Source organism: Bradyrhizobium sp. HKCCYLRH2060 (assembly GCF_051168135.1).
GTDB lineage: Bacteria > Pseudomonadota > Alphaproteobacteria > Rhizobiales > Xanthobacteraceae > Bradyrhizobium.
The window spans coordinates 170,640-186,701 of the sequence record NZ_JBNPUK010000011.1 but is presented as its reverse complement, the minus strand read 5'-3'; the positions used below and the strand labels follow the sequence as shown (position 1 = coordinate 186,701).

At 66.0% G+C, this 16,062-nt stretch carries 12 protein-coding genes; 2 read left to right on the top strand and 10 right to left on the bottom strand.

Annotation, left to right across the window (positions count from 1 at the left end):
* Positions 1 to 2 precede the first annotated feature (2 nt).
* From ACQR10_RS21780 to ACQR10_RS21755, 6 genes are all read right to left on the bottom strand, one after another.
* Positions 3 to 1,688 (bottom strand): methyl-accepting chemotaxis protein, encoded by a 1,686-nt coding sequence (locus tag ACQR10_RS21780; protein WP_315802846.1) that lies wholly within the window; start codon positions 1,686 to 1,688, stop codon positions 3 to 5.
* 200 nt (positions 1,689 to 1,888) lie between these two features.
* Entirely contained in the window at positions 1,889 to 3,577 is a 1,689-nt protein-coding gene (locus ACQR10_RS21775) for a methyl-accepting chemotaxis protein (RefSeq protein WP_434886896.1), read from the bottom strand.
* A gap of 529 nt (positions 3,578 to 4,106) precedes the next feature.
* Positions 4,107 to 4,340 (bottom strand): DUF6894 family protein, encoded by a 234-nt coding sequence (locus tag ACQR10_RS21770; protein ID WP_015668557.1) that lies wholly within the window; start codon positions 4,338 to 4,340, stop codon positions 4,107 to 4,109.
* Between the two features lie 176 nt (positions 4,341 to 4,516).
* Positions 4,517 to 5,182, bottom strand: coding sequence for a hypothetical protein (locus ACQR10_RS21765; protein WP_315802843.1), 666 nt, complete (start codon positions 5,180 to 5,182; stop codon positions 4,517 to 4,519).
* A 114-nt stretch (positions 5,183 to 5,296) separates the two neighbouring features.
* Positions 5,297 to 6,283, bottom strand: coding sequence for an acrylyl-CoA reductase (NADPH) (acuI, locus tag ACQR10_RS21760; protein WP_434885819.1), 987 nt, complete (start codon positions 6,281 to 6,283; stop codon positions 5,297 to 5,299).
* 64 nt (positions 6,284 to 6,347) lie between these two features.
* A complete protein-coding gene (locus tag ACQR10_RS21755) occupies positions 6,348 to 7,595 on the bottom strand; it encodes an MFS transporter (RefSeq protein ID WP_434840436.1) in 1,248 nt (415 codons plus the stop codon).
* 356 nt (positions 7,596 to 7,951) lie between these two features.
* On the opposite strand from ACQR10_RS21755, the gene ACQR10_RS21750 reads away from it, so the two are divergent.
* The gene (locus ACQR10_RS21750; RefSeq protein ID WP_315802840.1) at positions 7,952 to 9,550 is read left to right on the top strand and encodes an L-aspartate oxidase; all 1,599 of its coding nucleotides are present in this window, start codon (positions 7,952 to 7,954) and stop codon (positions 9,548 to 9,550) included.
* Here the strand turns inward: ACQR10_RS21750 and ACQR10_RS21745 are convergent.
* The 3 genes from ACQR10_RS21745 to ACQR10_RS21735 all read right to left on the bottom strand — a co-directional run bounded on the left by ACQR10_RS21745 (position 9,547) and on the right by ACQR10_RS21735 (position 14,693).
* Positions 9,547 to 11,028: a cell wall hydrolase gene (locus ACQR10_RS21745; RefSeq protein WP_434864101.1), complete on the bottom strand. Its 1,482-nt coding sequence runs from the start codon at positions 11,026 to 11,028 to the stop codon at positions 9,547 to 9,549. The genes ACQR10_RS21750 and ACQR10_RS21745 overlap by 4 nt on opposite strands.
* Before the next feature lie 439 nt (positions 11,029 to 11,467).
* Positions 11,468 to 14,431 (bottom strand): pyruvate, phosphate dikinase, encoded by a 2,964-nt coding sequence (gene ppdK / locus ACQR10_RS21740; RefSeq protein WP_434864102.1) that lies wholly within the window; start codon positions 14,429 to 14,431, stop codon positions 11,468 to 11,470.
* A 106-nt stretch (positions 14,432 to 14,537) separates the two neighbouring features.
* The gene (locus ACQR10_RS21735) at positions 14,538 to 14,693 is read right to left on the bottom strand and encodes a DUF3096 domain-containing protein (RefSeq protein ID WP_012042558.1); all 156 of its coding nucleotides are present in this window, start codon (positions 14,691 to 14,693) and stop codon (positions 14,538 to 14,540) included.
* A 250-nt stretch (positions 14,694 to 14,943) separates the two neighbouring features.
* Here ACQR10_RS21735 and ACQR10_RS21730 point away from each other — a divergent pair, with 250 nt between their 5' ends.
* Positions 14,944 to 15,297, top strand: coding sequence for a DUF1236 domain-containing protein (locus ACQR10_RS21730; RefSeq protein ID WP_434864103.1), 354 nt, complete (start codon positions 14,944 to 14,946; stop codon positions 15,295 to 15,297).
* A gap of 170 nt (positions 15,298 to 15,467) precedes the next feature.
* Here the strand turns inward: ACQR10_RS21730 and ACQR10_RS21725 are convergent, their stop codons facing one another.
* Positions 15,468 to 16,061 (bottom strand): class I SAM-dependent methyltransferase, encoded by a 594-nt coding sequence (locus ACQR10_RS21725; protein ID WP_434864104.1) that lies wholly within the window; start codon positions 16,059 to 16,061, stop codon positions 15,468 to 15,470.
* Position 16,062: the final 1 nt, after the last annotated feature.

Genomic DNA, 16,062 nt, shown 5'->3' with positions numbered 1-16,062 from the left:
GATCAGGCGGCCCTGACCGACTGCAGGAACGAGGCGACCTCGCGCTTCAAGCGGTCGCTGTCGGTCGCGAGCGACTTGGCGGCGCTCAGCACGTGCGAGGACGCCGAGCCGGTCTCGGTGGCGCCGCGCTGCACGTCGACGACGTTCGACGACACCTGCTGTGTGCCATGCGCGGCCTGCTGGACGTTGCGCGAGATCTCCTGCGTCGCCGCGCCCTGCTCTTCGACGGCCGCCGCGATCGCCGAGGAGATTTCCGACAGCTTCTCGATGGTGCCGGAGATGTCGCGGATGGCGCCGACCGATTCCTGCGTTGCCGCCTGGATGCTGCCGATCTGCTGGCCGATCTCGCCGGTCGCCTTGGCGGTCTGCTCGGCCAGGGCCTTGACCTCGGAGGCGACCACCGCGAAGCCGCGGCCGGCGTCGCCGGCGCGGGCCGCCTCGATTGTGGCGTTCAAGGCGAGCAGGTTGGTCTGGCCGGCGATTGAGTTGATCAGCTCGACGACGTCGCCGATGCGTGCCGCTGCCTTCGACAGCTCGCCTACGCGATCATTGGTCTGGCGGGCCTGCGAGACGGCCTCCTGCGCCATCCGCGCCGATTCCTGCACCTGGCGGCTGATCTCGGTGATCGACGACGACAGCTCCTCGGTGGCCGAGGCGACCGACTGCACGTTGGTCGAGGCTTCTTCCGAGGCCGCCGCGACCTGGGTCGAGATTTCCTGCGAGCGCGTCGCCGTCGAGGACAGCGCGCCGGCGGAGTGCTCGAGCTCAGTCGAGGCCGACGACACCGTCTGCACAATCTCGCCGATCGTCGTCTCGAACTGGCGGGTGATGTTGTCGACGCGGCGGCCGCGCTCGATCTTGGCCTCGGCGTCGGCGGCGGCGCGCTCGTCGGCCTCCTTCTTGGCGATCAGGGCCTCCTTGAACACCTGCAAGGTGTCGGCCATCGCACCCATTTCGGTCGGCTCGCCGCGGTGTGGCACCTCGGCCGAAAGATCGCCCTGCCCGAGCGCCTGCATCGGCCTGATGATCGAGGCGATGCCGGCCGAGACGTCCTGCACGAGGTAGAAGCCGACGCCGATGCCCGCAGCGATCGTCGCGATCAGGATGGTTGCCATGATCCAGAAGGCGCTGTTGTAGCCATCGACAGCCTCCTGAGTTGCCGTTGCTGCGCCCTTGTCGTTCAACTCGATCGCCTTGATCAGAAGATTCTCGGACTCGGCCGACGCAACGCCGGTGCCCCTGAACAGCCCCTCGATGTCATCAGGCAGGCGGCCGACGCTGTTGCGGGAGACATCGAGGACCTTGTCGGCCTCAACCGTGTATTTTTCCCAAGCCTTCTTCCAGGCCTCGTACAGCCTGTGCTCCTCGGGGTCCGAGATCAGCGGCTCATAGGTCCGGATGTCCTTCCTGACGTTGTCGAGCATGGCCGCCATTCGCTTGTCGACGTTCGCCTTGGCCTCCGCCGACAGCGCCATCACGTGGGCGCGAAGTGTGAGCCGGTAGACGTTGATGTCGGCACGCAGCGCCCCGAGCACCCGCACGCTGGGAAGCCAGTTTGTGGCGATGTCGACGGTGCGGACGTTGATCGACTGCATGCTGCGCACCGCGAGCAGGCCAAGCCCTGACATCGCCACCAGCATGAAGGCGATGACCGCGATGATCTTCAGACGAATGGAAAGCCTGGACACGTCCTGATCCTCCGAGGGAAAGCATCTCGCTGTCGGCCGCCTGGAGGGAGGCCGGCTTCCGCGGTGACCGACCGCGCCGCGGTGGAGACGAAAAAGCGGCACCTGCTGGGGAGCAGGGTGCCGCCGATTACCGCAAAGTTCCGTTAATGCTGAACGTCGTATGACTACGGGACGCGATCTAATCCCGCTCGTCGGACATATCAGGCCGCGCGCACCGACTCCAGGAACGTCGCCACCTCACGCTTCAGCCGGTCGCTGTCCGAGGCCAGCGATTGCGCCGCGGCCAGCACGTGCGTGGAAGCCGTACCAGTCTCGGTGGCGCCGCGCTGCACGTCGACGACATTCACGGAAACCTGCTGCGTGCCCTCCGATGCCTGCTGGACGTTGCGCGAGATCTCCTGCGTGGCGGCACCCTGCTCTTCCACGGCCGCCGCGATCGCCGACGAGATTTCCGACAGCCGCTCGATGGTCGTGGAGATCGCCCGGATGGCGCCGACCGATTCCTGCGTCGCCGCCTGGATGCCGGACACCTGCTGGCCGATCTCGTCGGTCGCCTTGGCGGTTTGCTCGGCCAGCGCCTTGACCTCGGAGGCGACGACCGCGAAGCCGCGGCCGGCTTCGCCGGCGCGCGCCGCCTCGATGGTCGCATTTAGCGCCAGCAGGTTGGTCTGGCCTGCGATCGTGTTGATCAGCTCGACCACGTCGCCGATGCGCGCGGCCGCCTTGCTCAGCTCGCCGACGCGATCATTGGTCGTACGCGCCTGCTCGACCGCCTCGTTGGCCATGCGGGCCGATTCCTGCACCTGGCGGCTGATCTCGGTGATCGAGGACGACAGCTCCTCGGTCGCAGAGGCAACCGACTGCACGTTGGTGGAGGCCTCCTCGGAGGCCGCCGCGACCATCGTGGAGATCTCCTGCGAGCGCGTCGCGGTGGATGACAGCGCGCCGGCGGAATGCTCGAGCTCGGTCGAGGCCGACGACACCGTCTGCACGATCTCGCCGATCGTCGCCTCGAACTGGCGGGTGATGTTGTCGACGCGCCGGCCGCGTTCGATCTTGGCCTCGGCATCGTGGGCCGCGAGCTCATCGGCCTCCTTCTTGGCGATCAGCGCCTCCTTGAACACCTGCAGCGTATCGGCCATGGCGCCGATCTCGGTCGGCTCGCCGCGATGCGTCACCTCCGCGCCGAGATCGCCCTTGGCGAGCTCCTGCATCGGCTTGATGATCGAGGCGATGCCGGACGAGACGTTCTGCACGAGATACAATCCGACGGCGATGCCGGCAATGACGGCCGCGGCAATGATCGATGCCACCAGCCAGATCGCCCGCGAGTAGCTCTCGGCAGCCTGCCGCGTGGCGTTATCGGCGCCCTTGTTGTTGAACTCGATGTCCTGGATGAAGTATTTGTCGGCGTCGCGCGCGATCGCGGCGGCCGATTTTTCCAGCATTTCGGTGGCTTCGTGCGGGATCTTTCCGACGCTCTTGTTGGATTCGTCCATCACCTGCTTGACCGCGACGACATACTTCTCCCAGGACTGCACCCAGTTGTTGTAGATCGCCCGTTCCTCGGTCGAGGTGATCATCGGCTCGTAGGTCTTGCGGTCCTTGTTGATCGTCTCGAGGATGCCGTTGACGCGCTTCTCCGCGCCCTGCTTGGCCTCGGCCGTCTCCGACATCACATGCGCGCGCAAGGCGATGCGCAGCAGGTTGATGTCGGCGCGCAGCTCGCCGATTGCGCGCACGCTTGGCAGCCAGTTTTGGGCGATGTCGACCGTGTTGGCATTGATCGACTGCATGCTGGTGACGGCGAGCACGCCGAGCCCGCACATGGTGACGAGCATGAAGGCGATGACCGATATGATCTTCGTACGGATGGACATTGTTGACACGGAGGACCCCAGCTGACTGCGTGGTTCGGCCGCGTTCTGCCAGCGCCAGGGACGGCCCGAACATCCAGGTCTGCGCTGCGCTGCGCGGTCGAAGGTCAGAAGATCGGCGGACTCCGAAAATTTCGGACCCGCACGTCGTCGCTGACGGGCTCATTGGGCGCGAAATAGGCTTATCGCAGGTTAATGCTGGAACCGTAAGAGTACGGATAATGCGAATAAAATGACGGCCAGCATAGATAGCGCGGTGCTCTAGAACCGGCGCTCATTGAGGTCGGCTCCTGAATACCGTTGGTGAATAGCGACGAAGCAGGAGCCAGGAGTAACGTCAGAGCGGCTGTGAGCATGCGAATGCGACGGAGACCGGTGCCGCGTCATGATGCAGCGCCTCAGCCGAGGTTTGCCGATTCCGATCCACGCGCCCGGAGGTGGACACGTCTGTCATCGAACTACGCATTCAGAGAATTTGCGCCACGGCGTAACGGATGAGAATCCGATGGCCAGCGGCGCAATCACCCCGGACAGCCCCACCTCAGCCCACTGCTTCGGACACCAGGCGAATCCGGAACACCGGTTGCTTGGCTTCGTCGAGCAGTTCCATCTGCCACTCGGCCCCCTGCTGCAACGACTTCGAGATCCCACCGATCAGGTCGGAGCAGACAGCCGTCAGCTCGTTCCAGGCGGTTTCCCGGTTGGCGAATTCATAAGGCTGGTCAGCAGCGCCAGAATAGCGGCCCTGGCTGATCCGGAAGAAATAAAGCGACATAACGACCCTTTCTCATGGGCCACCCCCCTGGTCGCAAACTGCACACGAGTCGCTACCGAGGCATGAATTTAAGATTCCGTACGACTACGGCGCAATGACCACTAACGTGCGGTCAGCTTAAAATATTGCTCTATGTTAATAGGGAGCTGGTTTTTCAATGATCGGTGAACTAACAACTAATCGGTCGAGCGACGCAGCTCCGGCGCCGCATCCGACTTCGCGTTATCGGATTTGGTCATCTCAGCCTTCGCGTTTTCGGCCTTGATGTTCTCAGTCTTGGAACTGTCCGCCTTGGCGGCCTTCGCAGCATCTGCCTTCAAGGGTTCAACCTTGCTGCGTTCCACCCGCGGGGTCTCGACCCGCGCCGCGACTTCGGTGTGCGAGCCGTCAGCCGCGGGCGCAGCAGCGCGTGCGCGCGGCCGCGCCACGGCGCGCGCCATCAGCATGGTGGCTCCGCCCTGGTGCTGGAAATCGCAATAGGCGAAGGCGCCCAGCCCGGAGACCGAGCCGCGGAAGCTGCGGTCGTCCTTCTTGTCGAGGTTGAAGCACGGCTCGAACGGCATGCCCTTGATGGCAGCGCAGACATTCTGGCCGCGAATCTGCAGGGTATTGCCGGGCAGACGGATGTGACGCACCGGGCCAGAGCCGGAGAACTGCACCGCGCCGGCGGCGCCCATGTCGTCGAGGATGCGGCCCGCGCCACGGGTGCCGTCGACACAGGTGAAGGCGAACACCTTCCCGGCGACGAATTTGCGGGCCTCGTCGGCGGTCATCGAACCCGCGATCGCGGGAGCAATCACGGCACCGGCAGTCACGGTGCCCAGCAATATACGCGCGAGCATGCATCAAACTCCCACTTAACCCCACGCAGCGGGTAAGGCGGTATCTTTACCCCATGCTTACCATACCAACCATGGCAACAATGGAGCAGCATGGTTTGAAAAGTCTGAACGTCCTCAGGATATTCTTACCACCGTACGGCCGCGGACCTGGCCCGCGAGGATCTGCGGACCCAGCGACGCGACCTGGTCCAGGGCAATTTCGTGAGTGATTTCAGCTAGTTTTGCACGATCCAGATCGGTCGCGAGGCGCTGCCAGGCCGCCTTGCGCGCCGGCAGCGGGCACATCACCGAATCGATGCCGAGGAGGCACACGCCGCGCAAAATGAACGGCGCCACCGACGATGGCAAATCCATGCCGGCAGCGAGGCCGCAGGCGGCGATGGCGCCGCCATATTTGGTCATCGCCAGCAGGTTGGCGAGCGTATTGGAGCCGACGCTGTCGATGCCGCCCGCCCAGCGCTCCTTCGCCAGCGGCTTGGCCGGCCCGGACAGCTCGTTGCGGTCGAGGATCTCGGCGGCGCCGAGCGACTTGAGATAGTCGGCCTCGGCGGGGCGGCCAGTCGAGGCGATCACGTGGTAGCCGAGCCTGGCGAGCACCGCCGTCCCCACCGAGCCGACGCCGCCGGCCGCGCCGGTCACCACCACCGGCCCGCTCGCCGGCGTCAGCCCGTGCTTCTCCAGGGCCAGCACCGCGAGCATCGCGGTGAAGCCGGCGGTGCCGATCGCCATCGCATCGCGGGCCGACAGCCCCTGCGGCAGGCCGACCAGCCAGTCGCCCTTGACCCGCGCCTTCTCGGCATAGGCGCCGAGATGGGTCTCGCCCATGCCCCAGCCGGTGCAGATCACGGCATCGCCCGGCTTCCAGGCCGGATGGCTGGACTGCTCGACCGTGCCGGCGAAATCGATCCCCGCGATCATCGGGAAGCGGCGCACCACCGGCGCCTTGCCGGTCAGCGCCAGCCCATCCTTGTAGTTCAGCGCCGACCACTCGACCTTCACGGTGACGTCACCGTCCATCAGTTCAGCTTCATCGAACTGCGTCAGCGCTGCGGTCGTTCCCTTGTCCGCCTTGTCGATCCGGATCGCCTTGAACGTTCCCACAGCCGCACTCCCTGCGCTTTCTTCGTCTCACGCCATGTTTAGCCGATCGGGTCGGCAGCGCAACTCAGGTCGCGGGAACGGCACGCGCGACCGGCTTCTCGACGATCGGCAGGTTGATCAGCGCCGACAGCACGCCGAACAGGATCGAGAGCCACCAGATCGGCGTATACGAGCCGTAGCGCTCGAACACGATGCCGCCGAGCCAGACGCCGAGGAAGCCGCCGACCTGGTGGCTGACGAAGGCGAAGCCATAGAGCGTGGCGAGCCAGCGGGTGCCGAACATGATCGCGACCAGCGACGAGGTCGGCGGCACCGTGGACAGCCAGGCGAGCCCCGACACCGCGCCGAACGCGATCGCCGTCGCCGGCGTCACCGGGAACGAGATGAAGGCGAGCGTCGCCAGCGCGCGGGTGAAATAGATGAAGGACAGGATGTAGCGCTTCGGCAGCCGGCTCTGCAGCCAGCCGACGCTGAGCGAGCCGATGATGTTGAACAGCCCGATCGCCGCGATCACCCAGCCGCCGGTCTGCGCCGACAGGCCGCGATCGACCAGGAATGCCGGCAAATGCACGGTGATGAAGGCGAGCTGGAAGCCGCAGGTGAAGAAGCCGAGCACCAGCAGCACGTAGGAGCGGTGGCCGAACGCCTCCATCAGCGCCGTCGTGAACGACTGCTGCTCGGCCTCCGTCGGCTTGGCCTCGGCGGCCGGCGGCGTTGCCACGGCGAGCGAGAGCGGGACGATGAACAGCATCAGGCAAGCGAACACCATCAGTGCGCTCTGCCAGCCGAACTGGTCGATCAGCGCGACGCCGAAGGGCGCGAACAGGAACTGGCCGAGCGAGCCGGCCGCGGTGCCGGCGCCGAGCGCGATGCCGCGCCGCTCCGGCGGCAGCAGCTTGCTGAAGGCCGACAGGATGAGGTTGAACGAGCAGCCCGACAGGCCGAAGCCGACCAGCACGCCGGCGCCGATGTTCAGCGACAGCGGCGAGCTGGAATAGCGCATCATCAGCAGGCCGCCGGCATAGAGCAGCGCGCCGACACAGATCACGCGCATCACGCCGAAACGGTCGGCGATGGCGCCGGCGAGCGGCTGACCGAGCCCCCACAACAAATTCTGCACCGCCACTGCAAGGGCGAACACGTCGCGGCCCCAGGCGAACTCACGGCTCATCGGCTGCACGAAGAAGCCGAGGCTGGAGCGCGGACCGAAGCTCAGCAGCGCAATCGCGCAGCCGCACACGATGATGACCACCGGCGTGCGCCAGCCCTGGCTGCGGGACACCGTGCCGAGATCGCCTGCCTGTACCGACATCCGTGTCCTCCCTGCCGCGGTCGCTGTCCGCCGCGCCTCTCCGGTTAATGCATCTGCATTGAACTCCCAAGCTCAAAAGCGGAACCCAGCCATGAAAAATTTCAATGTGGCGGCCAGCCATGAGCAGGTGTCATCCGAAGCGAGTTCCGGCAGCGGAACCCGCTCATGCGTCTTTGTCCCGGCGGGAAACGTCCTGATACGCGAGTCCCGAACGACGATTCATCCTGCGCGGGAGCGACCTTCAGAACGGCCGCTATTTGTCGCCAAACACCAATAAACAGCGAAGGAAGTCTCTGAAGAAGAACTAACAGGTACCGCGGTACACATGCGCACGGAATGTGGAATTTGGACAGCACATGGACCACGATCAGATCGAGACATCCGGCCACGTCGTGATCGTCGGCGCCGGAGTTGCCGGACTGTTCTGCGCGCTGAAGCTCGCCCCGCAGCCGGTCACGCTGATCTCCGCGACCTCATTGGGTGAAGCCTCGTTCGGCACGACGATGCAGGCCGACATCGCGGCAGCGGTGTCATCCGGCGACAGCCCCGATACCCATGCCGCCGACATGATCGCTGCGGGTGGCGGCCTGGTCGACGCGACGGCTGCGCTGGCGCTCGCGCGCGACGCCTCGGCCGCGATCGAGGACCTGGTCCGCCTCGGCGTGACATTCGATCGTGATCACGGCGGCAGGCTGGCGACGTCTCGTGCGGCTGCGCACGCCGCGCGACGGATTCTCAGCGTTCGCGGCGACTTCACCGGACAGGCGATCATCACCGCGCTGTCGCAAGCCGTGCGCGCGACGCCATCGATCCGCATCATCGAGGGCCACGTCGCCGACGCGCTGCTGACGGAAGACGGCGCGGTGCGTGGCCTGCAACTGCGGCCGACCGATGACGACGCGGCCGCGCCGATGCTGATCGCGGCGCCGGCAATCGTGCTGGCCACCGGCGGCATCGGCCGGCTGTTCGCGGCGACCACGAATCCGCCGCACGCCACCGGCATCGGTCTCGCCATCGCCGCGCGCGCCGGTGCGGTGATTGCCGATCCGGAGTTCGTGCAGTTTCATCCGACCGCGATGATGACCGGTCGCGATCCGGCGCCGGTTGTGAGCGAGAGTCTGCGCGGCGCCGGCGCGATCCTGGTCAACCGGCGCGGCCAGCGCTTCATGCTGCCGCGCCATCCGCTGGTGGATCTTGCCCCGCGCGACACGGTGGCCCGCGGCGTCATGGCTGAGATCATCGCCGGACGCGGCGCTTTTCTCGATGCGCGCGACGTGCTCGATGACGACGTCGCCGAGCGCTATCCGATGCTGCACCGGGCCTGCGCCGCCGCGGGGCTCGATCCGACCCGCCAGCCGATTCCAGTGGCGCCGGCGGCGCATTTCCACATGGGCGGGATCGCGGTCGACGCGCGGGGCCGCAGCACGATCGAGGGGCTCTGGGCGGCAGGTGAAGTCGCCGCGACGGCAACGGATGGCGCCAATCACATCGCCGGCAACGCGCTGCTTGGCGCGCTGGTGTTCGCCCGGCGGATTGCCGACGACATCTCCGGCCGGACGTTCACCGCCTCCTCCACCCTGCAGCACGTTGCGTTCGCCGATCCGGCCGGATCCTGTGCGGGCGCTGCGGAGGTGTCGCTGCGCGAGATGATGACGAGCCAGCTCGGCGTCATCCGCGACGAGGAGCGGCTGGCCGAGGCCATCGCCGCGATTGCCAGGATGGAGCGCGACGCCGGCAGCCCGAGGCTGCGCAACATGGCGAGCGCCGCGCTGCTGATCGCCACCGCGGCCTGGAGCCGGCGCGAGAGCCGCGGCGCGCATTGCCGCGCCGATTGCCCGGCCGAGAATCCGGGCTTTGCGCAGCGGACGATGACGACGCTCACGGCGGCGCGCGAAATCGCCGACGAGCTCAGCGCGCGGCCGACGGTGCGCCTGCCACGCTCGCTCAGCGCCTAGCGCCGCGTCCAGTTCGGATTGATCTCGGCCTCGCTCTTGGCGGCCTCGGTGAGCTCGGCCGAAATGGCCGCCGTCTGCTGTGGCGTGCCCCAGCTCGGCGCGTCGCTGCCGTCGCCCCACTTCTTCGGCCGGTAGAAGGTGTGGACGCCGAACTTGTACATCCGCTTCATCTCGGCGACCCAGGATGGCCGCACCCAATAGGCATGATAGTGGGTCGACTTGCCAACCTCCGGCAGCCAGATCTGGCCGTCGAGCATGGCCTTCGCGATCTTCCTGGCGCGGTCCCACATCTCGGGCTCGCGAATGACCTCCGGATTGTTGTCGCAGGCGAAGGTGAACTGGCAGGCGAAGTGGCGGTATTTGTTCTGGTAGACGACGCCGCACACCGTGGTGGGATAGTAGCCGGAGAACGCCCGGTTCAGCACGACCTGCGCCACGGCCATCTGGCCGCGCACCGCCTCGCCGCGGGATTCGAAATAGACCGCTTCAGCGAGGCACTTCTCGGACTTGAAGCGCGCCTTCTCGTCGGTGAGCCCCAGGCGTTCAGCCGGAGTCCTGTCGCGCTGATTGTCGGCGTTGACCTCGCCTTTCGGCGCGATGCTCTCGCCGCCATCACCGGCCTTGGCAGCAGCGTCGGCCGGCTGTGACAGCACCGCCATCGGCTTGAGGTCCGGATCCGGCATCACGATCAGCGGCGCCTCGCCCGGCAGCCATGTCTCCATGGTGCCGGCAACGCCGCCCAGCGACGACGTGCCGAAATAGAGATTGGACGTCTTGACGTTGAGGCCGTCATAGCTGACGGCGCCGTCCACCAGGATCTGATCGGTTGCAGGCTTCAGCTCGCCCGAGGGCTGGATCTCGGACTTCGTCGCGTCGTATTGCGCGAGCGGCGGCGCGCTCAGCGCCTCCTGCAATTCGGGATCGAGTGCACCGCGCTGCGGGAGCGGCGCCTGCGCCGGCGCTTCCGTCGTCTTGGCGCCGAACACCGAGGAGTTCGAATCGGGCTGTGTCGATGGCGTTGGCGCGGGCTCGGACGGCGCGGGCTCGACGGGCGCGGCCGATTCGGTCGGCTGCGCCGACGGCGTCGGCGGGCGCACGACGAGACGATCGCCCTTCAGCGTGCGATCGACCTTGGGAAAGTCGGAGGCTTGGTAGCGCGGCGGAACCTGCAGCACCGGATTGCGCGGCGTCGACCCGGTGATGTCGAGGCCGCGGCCATCGAGGCTCGCGAGGCGGATGCTCCCCGCCTGCGGCGCCGAGGTTCCGATCGGACGGCCGAAACTGTAGGTAGCGAGCTGAATGGAGGCCGCAGCCGAGAACACGCGCTTCTGCCAACGCTCGGCGACGCCCGGCTGGCGGGCGAGCAGAGAAGCGATGTCTTGATACCCGGTCTCTGTCGGCATCAGAGCGAAGACGCAGAGACCGAGTCCGAAGGACGCATATCGCGCGCCCTTCGGACCGGGACGCAGAACTAACATCGGTACGCTCAACGCAACGCTTACTGGATCGACCGAACAACAGTGCTTCCGTGCAATTCGATCTTCTCTCTTCGTATCGGGTTTAGGTTGCCGAGGAGTTAATCCGCGTTGCAATCGTGAGACAGGCAAGCGGGGAAGTTGCAGAGCGTTTTGCGATCGATATGTGTGGTAAACAGCGCGCCGACGCGAACGGTGAACATTCGGTCAACGGATGCGGTGAATGAAAATCATCTGCACCTCATTGACTGAGGCGGAGTATTCCATCGTAACTGCGACGTTCGCTCCACTCGTCGTTCCGGAGCGCCTCCGGAATGACGGCAGTGGTGGAGAAGGAGTGCACCGTGCGTCACGTGCGCGCCGCATCGGACGAACCCTCACCAATGAAAAAGACCGGCAACAGGTGCCGGCCTTCATCAGGATCGGATCGACCGCAGCAAGATCAGGCCTGGCTCGCGATCTCCTTGCCGAGCGCGGACTGCGCGGCGGCGAGGCGCGCGATCGGCACGCGGTAGGGCGAACACGACACGTAGTTCATGCCGACCTTGTGGCAGAACGCCACCGAGGCCGGATCGCCCCCATGCTCGCCGCAGATGCCGACCTTGAGATTGGGCCGCGTGGCGCGGCCGCGCTCGACGCCGATCTTGACCAGCTCGCCGACACCCTCGCGATCGATCGAGATGAAGGGATCGATCTCGATAATGCCCTTGGCGACGTAGGCGCCGAGGAAGCTGCCGGCGTCGTCGCGGCTGATGCCGTAGGTCGTCTGCGTCAGATCGTTGGTGCCGAACGAGAAGAACTCGGCGGCCTCCGCGATCTGGCCGGCCATCAGGACCGCGCGCGGCAGCTCGATCATGGTGCCGACCTGGTACTCCAGCTTGGCGCCGGTCTCGCGGATCACCGCCTGCGCCATCGCGTCGATGCGCGCCTTGACCAGATCGAACTCGGCCTTGGTGGCGATCAGCGGCACCATCACCTCGAGGCCGACGGCCTCGCCGGTGCGCTTCTCGGCCTCGACCGCCGCCTCGAAGATCGCGCGCGCCTGCATCTCGGCGATCTCCGGATAGGCGATCGCCAGACGGCAGCCGCGGAAGCCGAGCATCGGGTTGAACTCGCTGAGCTCGCGGGCGCGGTCGGCGAGGCGGCGCGGATCGGTGTTCATCGCGCGCGCGACTTCCTCGACCTCGGCCTGGGTGTGCGGCAGGAACTCGTGCAACGGCGGATCGAGCAGACGGATCGTGACGGGAAGTCCCTTCATGATCTCGAACAGCTCGACGAAGTCGGCGCGCTGCATCGGCAAGAGCTTGGCGAGCGCGGCCCGACGCTCCTGCTCCTCTTCCGACAGGATCATCTCGCGCACCGTGCGGATACGAGTCTCCTCGAAGAACATGTGCTCGGTGCGGCACAGGCCGATGCCCTCGGCACCGAACTTGATGGCGGTGCGCGCATCCTCCGGCGTGTCGGCATTGACGCGCACGCCGGTCTCGCGCACGGTGTCCGCCCAGCCCATCAGGGTGCCGAACTCGCCGGACAGCTCCGGCTCGATCATCGGCATGCGGCCGGCCAGCACCTGGCCGACGGAGCCGTCGATGGTGATGACGTCGCCGGTCTTGAAGGTGCGCGAGCCGATGCTCATCGTGCCCCGGCCGTAGTCGACGCGGATGGTGCCGCAGCCAGAGACGCAGGGCTTGCCCATGCCGCGCGCGACGACGGCGGCGTGCGAGGTCATGCCGCCGCGCGTGGTCAGGATGCCCTCGGCAGCATGCATGCCGTGGATGTCCTCCGGCGAAGTCTCGATGCGGACCAGGATCACCTTGCGGCCGTCGGCCTGCAGCTTGGTGGCCTCGTCCGAGGAGAACACGATCTCGCCCGATGCCGCACCGGGCGAGGCCGGCAGGCCGGTGGCGACCACGTCGCGCTTGGCGGCGGGATCGATGGTCGGGTGCAGGAGCTGATCGAGCGAGGCCGGGTCGACGCGCAGCACGGCGTCGTTCTCCGAAATCAGGCCCTCATTGGCGAGCTCGACCGCAATGCGCAGCGCCGCCTTGGCGGTGCGCTTGCCGCTGCGGGTCTGCAGCATCCACAGCTTGCCGCGCTCGACCGTGAACTCCATGTCCTGCATGTCACGGTAGTGCTGCTCGAGCAGCGTGTAGATGCGGGTCAGCTCGTTGAACGCGTCCGGCATCGCCGTTTCCATCGACGGCTTGTCAGAGCCGGACTCGACACGGGCGTCCTCGGTGATGTCCTGCGGGGTGCGGATGCCGGCAACGACGTCCTCGCCCTGCGCGTTGATCAGGAACTCGCCATACAGCTTGCTCTCGCCGGTCGAGGGGTTGCGGGTGAAGGCGACGCCGGTGGCCGAGGTGTCGCCCATGTTGCCGAACACCATGGCCTGAACGTTGACGGCGGTGCCCCAGGATTCCGGGATGTCGTGCAGCTTGCGATAGGTCACCGCGCGCGCGTTCATCCAGGATGAGAACACCGCGCCGATGGCACCCCACAGTTGGTCATGCGGGTCCTGGGGAAAGTCCTTGCCGGTCTCGTGCGCGACGGCGTCCTTGTACTTCCCGACCAGCATCTCCCAGTCTTCCGAGGAGAGATCGGTGTCGAGCTGATAGCCCTTCTGGTCCTTGAAGGTGTCGAGGATGTCCTCGAAATGGTGGTGCTCGAAGCCGAGCACGACATCCGAATACATCGTGATGAAACGGCGATAGCTGTCGAAGGCGAAGCGGCGATCGCCGGACAGCTGTGCCAGCGCTTCCACCGTCTGATCGTTGAGACCGAGATTGAGCACGGTGTCCATCATGCCCGGCATCGAGGCGCGGGCGCCGGAGCGCACCGAGACCAGCAGCGGGTTCTCCGGATCGCCGAATTTCTTGCCGGTCAATTTGCCGATGTAGTCGAGCGCCTTGTCGACCTGCGACTGCAGCTCCTTCGGGTAGGTCTTGTCGTTGGCGTAGAAGTAGGTGCAGACCGAGGTGGGAATGGTGAAGCCCGGAGGCACCGGCAGGCCGAGATTGGCCATCTCGGCCAGATTGGCGCCCTTGCCGCCGAGCAGGTCGCGCAGGCCGGCCTTACCTTCGGCCTTGCCGTCACCGAAGGTGTAGACCCACTTGTTCGGCTTGATCGCAGTGACCGCGCTCTTGGCCGGGGCCTTGGCAGCCGACGCCTTCACGGCCTTGGCTACCGGCTTGGCAGCCGTTTTGGCCGGCTTCTTCGGAGCGGTTTTCACTGGCGCTTTCGGTGCAGACCTGGGCGCGACCTTGGCCGGGGCCTTGGCGGCGGGCTTCGGCGCGGTCTTGAGCGCCTTGCGCGGCGGAGCGAGTGCTGCGGTCTTGGCCTTGCCGGGCTTGGAAGGCTTTGATTTCGCTGTAACTTTCTTAGACTTCGCTACCGCTTTGGCCATGAGGTGCTTCGATCCGCAAATGGGAGGAGAAATCGCGCGCCTTACACCACTTTGGGCGCTGCGGCGCAAGCTCGGGGGTTCCCGACCTTGGGACTAGAACCTGGGACTAGAAGTGGAGCCACTTCAGCAGGCCCATGCCGATCAGGCCGTTCAGGATGAGGAAGATCGCAACGATCAGGTTCAGCAGGCGCGGCATGATCAGGATCAGGACGCCGGCGATCACGGACATGATCGGCGAGATATGGGCAACGGTCAGGGTCATCGACGAGCTCTGAATGATTGAAGGACGAGGCTGGGGCGATTCGATTTGGCCGGACTTTATCCTGGCCCATCGTGGCGGAATAGGAGACGCACGGCACGAGTTCCGGTTCCCCCACCACCGGATCTGCCGCAAAAAATGCCGCCGGTTCCACCGTCCGCCGCGCGGAACGATGATCTGTTGCGGGCATTGGGAAGCAGGTGCCGGCACGCGCCGGTCTCTCTCAGCGATCAACAGCTCAGGAGTCCCGTCCATGCGAACCCATCTCACCCTTGCTGCCCTCGTGGCCGCAGTCGTGATTCCGGCGACCGCACAGGCGCAATCCTACACGACGGGCGTCGGCCGCAGCGTCGTGGTCGAGGAGGACGCTCCATTGATCACGGTCGAGCGCCGGCCGGAGTTTCGCGAATATGTCGTCCGCGAGCGCGTTCCCAACTATGTGATCCCCGATCGCGTAGTTGTTGGCGCCGTGCTGCCGGAGTCCGGTGTTACATATTACGACGTTCCGCAGCGCTTCGGCGCGACACCTTACCGATACACCGTGGTGAACGGCGAAACTGTTCTCGTCGAGCCGCGATCCCGGCGGATCATTCAGGTGGTTGAGTAGTTATAGAGCTGCATTTGGTCGCCAACGCCCCCGCAAGCGGCCAGATGTAAAAGGCCCTGCCCGGTTCCCCCCGCCGGGCGGGGCTTACTTTTTTCGCCGTCGTCGCGAGCATAGCGACGCGATCCAGGGGCGACCGACGACGCCTGCGGTGAGCCAAGGCGCAGTTGCGCTCAGGCCGCCGTCTTCACCACCAAGCGATGGATGACCTTGCCCGAGGAGGCGCTAACCACGTCATCGTCGAGCAGGCTCGTGTCAGCTTTGAAGAGTGAGCGGATGGTTGCGAGGTCGACCACCGCATAGAGCCGGCCATGGGCATCGCGCTGATCGGCCTGCTGCGTAACCCGCCAGCTCAGATACAGGACGCCACCGGGCTTCGTGATCGCGTGCATCCGCCGCACCGACGGCACCACGTCGCTGCGATCGAGATGCATCAGCACGGTCTCGCACAGCAAATTGTCGAAGCTTGCATCTGCGATGTTGGCGAGGGCGGGCAGTTCGGCATGCGTGAACGACGCGTTCGGATAGCGCGTGCGCGCTTCAGCCAACAGTCCCTCCGACGCGTCGAAACCTTCCGCAGGATATCCGTTGGCATTCAGCCAGCCGACCTCGCGGCCGCTGCCGCAGCCGATGTCCGCGGTGCGGCCACCGGACACGAAGAAGCGCCTGACGATGGCGTGGAGATCGGCCGACGCCGGCTGCGCATGCCAGTCGGCCGCGAACGCCGCCGCCTCACGGTCATAGGCGGCGAGCGTCGGCCGGTCCATC

Excerpts from the sequence above, each read along its gene's own strand:
- ACQR10_RS21770 (WP_015668557.1), bottom strand. The coding sequence starts at position 4,340 with ATGTCGCTTTATTTCTTCCGGATCAGCCAGGGCCGCTATTCTGGCGCT.
- ACQR10_RS21765 (WP_315802843.1), bottom strand. The coding sequence starts at position 5,182 with ATGCTCGCGCGTATATTGCTGGGCACCGTGACTGCCGGTGCCGTGATT.
- ACQR10_RS21755 (WP_434840436.1), bottom strand. The coding sequence starts at position 7,595 with ATGTCGGTACAGGCAGGCGATCTCGGCACGGTGTCCCGCAGCCAGGGC.
- ACQR10_RS21750 (WP_315802840.1), top strand. The coding sequence starts at position 7,952 with ATGGACCACGATCAGATCGAGACATCCGGCCACGTCGTGATCGTCGGC.
- ACQR10_RS21745 (WP_434864101.1), bottom strand. The coding sequence starts at position 11,028 with ATGTTAGTTCTGCGTCCCGGTCCGAAGGGCGCGCGATATGCGTCCTTC.
- ppdK (WP_434864102.1), bottom strand. The coding sequence starts at position 14,431 with ATGGCCAAAGCGGTAGCGAAGTCTAAGAAAGTTACAGCGAAATCAAAG.
- ACQR10_RS21735 (WP_012042558.1), bottom strand. The coding sequence starts at position 14,693 with ATGACCCTGACCGTTGCCCATATCTCGCCGATCATGTCCGTGATCGCC.
- ACQR10_RS21730 (WP_434864103.1), top strand. The coding sequence starts at position 14,944 with ATGCGAACCCATCTCACCCTTGCTGCCCTCGTGGCCGCAGTCGTGATT.
- ACQR10_RS21725 (WP_434864104.1), bottom strand. The coding sequence starts at position 16,061 with ATGGACCGGCCGACGCTCGCCGCCTATGACCGTGAGGCGGCGGCGTTC.